2 protein-coding genes and 1 pseudogene are annotated in these 2,906 nt (G+C 43.4%); 2 read left to right on the top strand and 1 reads right to left on the bottom strand.

Annotation, left to right across the window (positions count from 1 at the left end):
- Window positions 1-39 precede the first annotated feature (39 nt).
- Together VN429_RS08005 and VN429_RS08000 are read left to right on the top strand one after the other, a co-directional pair.
- Complete coding sequence (locus VN429_RS08005; protein WP_325631871.1) at window positions 40-903, top strand: hypothetical protein; 864 nt, start codon at window positions 40-42, stop codon at window positions 901-903.
- 168 nt (window positions 904-1,071) lie between these two features.
- Window positions 1,072-1,344, top strand: a pseudogene (locus VN429_RS08000) (cob(I)yrinic acid a,c-diamide adenosyltransferase).
- Between the two features lie 149 nt (window positions 1,345-1,493).
- Here the strand turns inward: VN429_RS08000 and VN429_RS07995 are convergent.
- Complete coding sequence (locus VN429_RS07995) at window positions 1,494-2,819, bottom strand: ATP-binding protein (protein WP_325631869.1); 1,326 nt, start codon at window positions 2,817-2,819, stop codon at window positions 1,494-1,496.
- Between the last annotated feature and the right edge of the window lie 87 nt (window positions 2,820-2,906).

The following is a 2,906-nucleotide window of genomic DNA, read 5'->3' as shown; positions in this document are numbered from 1 at the left end:
GCTGATATTTATTAGTCAGCGTCCAGTAGGAGGACATACATGAAATATGGACATATCGTTCTCGTAGCACTTGCAGCCATGATGCTGCTCTCAGGGTTCGTTTCAGCAGACTGGCTTCCTAACCAGACTCCTGAAAATCAGGTCTTTTCAATCGACACAGTCATTGATGCAACCGGTGCAGTAGACGATAAATCAACAATGAACTGGGTAATTGCATCCCCGGGATCCATCCCTGATGGTGCCGTTGAAGGTGGTCAGTCTATCTCAGTAACTGACTACAAGGATGCCATCCTGACCAATGGTGGAAAACTCGCAGAAAACAAGAACTTTGACTTCGACTCCCAGGATAAGCAGAGTGGCCTGTACAATATCGAGTCTCAGAAGGTCCTGACCTATGCCGGCACCGAAGGTTCACACCTAGTTGGTGAAGAGGAGTATACGCTCGATGCAGCCGGTAACTACTCAGGCACTGAAGGGGATATCCGCTGCGTATTTTCAGAGGGAGATGCAGCAGTACTTCCATCATTCTGTAATATCGTTTCAGCTAAGAGTGCTCTGGTCAATGTCAACAGTGCTCAGGTCTCGACCCAAGGCCAGATCCGTGCAGTCACTGATGATGTAGCCAACCCAGCAGAACTTAACTACCAGATCGCAGTCACCCCTGATGCCAATTCAGGAAGCGGATTTGCAGAAGGTACAGTCAAGACAGTCTTTGCAGGAAGCATCATGGAAGCCCGTGACGGCGACGATGATAATTACGCACGCGATGGTACAACTGAGGATGGAGAAGCAACCTGGAATCAGACATCTGCAACAAATTCCTGGAAAGATTCAACTGAAGTAACCGGTGGAATCAAGACCATGCAGAAGGCATTTGCATACCAGTCCGGTGTATTCCTTTAATCATCCAAACCAGGATCCTGAATCCTGCTATTTTTTATTTCTAACACGTAAAGGTTTCATTCTTACAGGCAGAAGATAATCCGGTTCCCTGGAAATTTGAGGGATATCATGCACAGAATGGAGCAGAAGAAGTAATTACTTTCGAAAAGCCCGGGTACATTCTGGCATCTGCGGAGAACCATCTCGTCGATACGATACAGATGGGGTCGTTTTGATCTGGTTGTGCTTGACGAGATTCTGATGTGTGTGGCATATCAGATAATCACAACAGAAGAACTTCTGGCTCTGCTTGAGGCAAGAAACCCCCATGTATAAGTGGTTCTGACCGGAAGAAAGGCTCCAGCCGAACTGTTAAAGGCAGCCGATCTCGTCACCGAGATGAGAAAGATCAAGCATTACTATGATAAAGATGTCAGAGCCAGGGAAGGTATTGAGTTCTGATACCTGTGTTCTGACTGTTTGAGCCTATCATTGAATCATATTGCATTCATCGACTATTGTGTACGATTCTGATTGTTTCTTTTCCTTGAGCATCTCTATGTTTCAGCGGTTCTTTCAGGAACACCCAGGTTAGGGCTCTTTTACTGACACTATTGTCCCTGAGAATCAATGGCATCAAGATATCGGCTCATGTTAAAGAACGTATATAGAGGGATATTAAGCAATCCATTATCATACCGTAGATTGGAGAGCGAAGCTCGTATGGCATGTGCTGGGTGATAGGTATCACGATAAATTTTAAGGCTCTTTGCCCGAAGATTTTCTCCTCCTTTAACTTCAAGAGGGAGAATATAAGTTCCTTTCGAAAATACGAAATCAACCTCAGCAGTCGCTTCTGATGTCCAGTAATATACCGATGCGATGTTCATGGCTGCGAGTTCCTGAAGGACATATTGTTCAGTCAAAGCACCTTTGAACTCCTCAAATATATGGGTGGTTTCAGTAATGACTTTTGGAGAAAGACCACTCATTACTCTTAATAATCCAATATCCAGATGATATACTTTGAATGCATGAAGATCTTCATATGCTTTCAAAGGATGGGCTCCTTTAGATATTCTTCCCACTTTTCTGATAAGACCACAGTCCAGAAGCCATAACAGTGCATCCTCATATTCCCTGGCACGTGCACCGGTTTTAATCAGACCATAGATAAATTTCCGGTTTTCTCTGGCAAGTTGTGAAGGGATGCTGTTCCAGATATAACGCAACTTTGGGACGAGTGAAGGGGAGGCGTGTTTGGAGAAATCCTGCTCATATGTGTCCAGAATTGTATTAATTTTTTCATCGACCTGGTTAAAATCCCGCTCCTGAAGCCATGTGGAAATGACTGCGGGCATTCCCCCGATGACAAAATATAATCTCAAATAATCAAGCAATTTATTAGAGAACGCAAGAGGAAAGGGATTGAGAGCAGCATGTTCGATATAGTGTATGAGTTCACTCTCAAGATTTGCTTCAAGGAATTCCTGAAAAGAGAGGGGGTACAAAGAGAGCATATCTACTTTTCCGACAGGAAATGAAGTACCCTTGTGCAATGCGACTCCAAGCATCGATCCTGCGCAGCATATTGGGTATTGAGGTGCCTGTTCTGCAAAATATTTGAGTGCAGTTAATGCCCGGGGTACTTCCTGAATTTCATCGAATATGAGGAGAGTCTTTTCAGGAATGATCTTCCTTCCAAGAAATGCACCGAGTAAGTCGATTATTTTTTCAGGCTCTATTACTCCCTCAAATATTTCCTCCATACCTGGAATCTGTTCAAAGTTGATATAGAGGGTATCACTGAAATCTGTTCGTCCAAATTCAGTTAGGAGCCATGTTTTTCCTACCTGTCTAGCTCCTTTTAATATCAACGGCTGGCGGTTTTTTTTAGTTTTCCATTCCTTTAATTGATGTAGAAGAGTACGATTCATTTTCCCCCATTCACATTATTCTAACATTGTTGTGCAAGGTTTATCACATTTTCCCAATGAACTTTTTACAAATGATCACAATAATAA

The sequence above is a fragment of the Methanospirillum sp. genome, assembly GCF_035560735.1.
In the GTDB taxonomy this organism is placed as follows: domain Archaea; phylum Halobacteriota; class Methanomicrobia; order Methanomicrobiales; family Methanospirillaceae; genus Methanospirillum.
The sequence above is the reverse complement of the archived record's forward strand: the minus strand, read 5'-3'. Positions and strand labels throughout refer to the sequence as shown.

What these genes read in the sequence shown, in the direction of transcription:
- VN429_RS08005 (WP_325631871.1), top strand. Translation starts at nt 40, where the DNA reads ATGAAATATGGACATATCGTTCTCGTAGCACTTGCAGCCATGATGCTG.
- VN429_RS07995 (WP_325631869.1), bottom strand. Translation starts at nt 2,819, where the DNA reads ATGAATCGTACTCTTCTACATCAATTAAAGGAATGGAAAACTAAAAAA.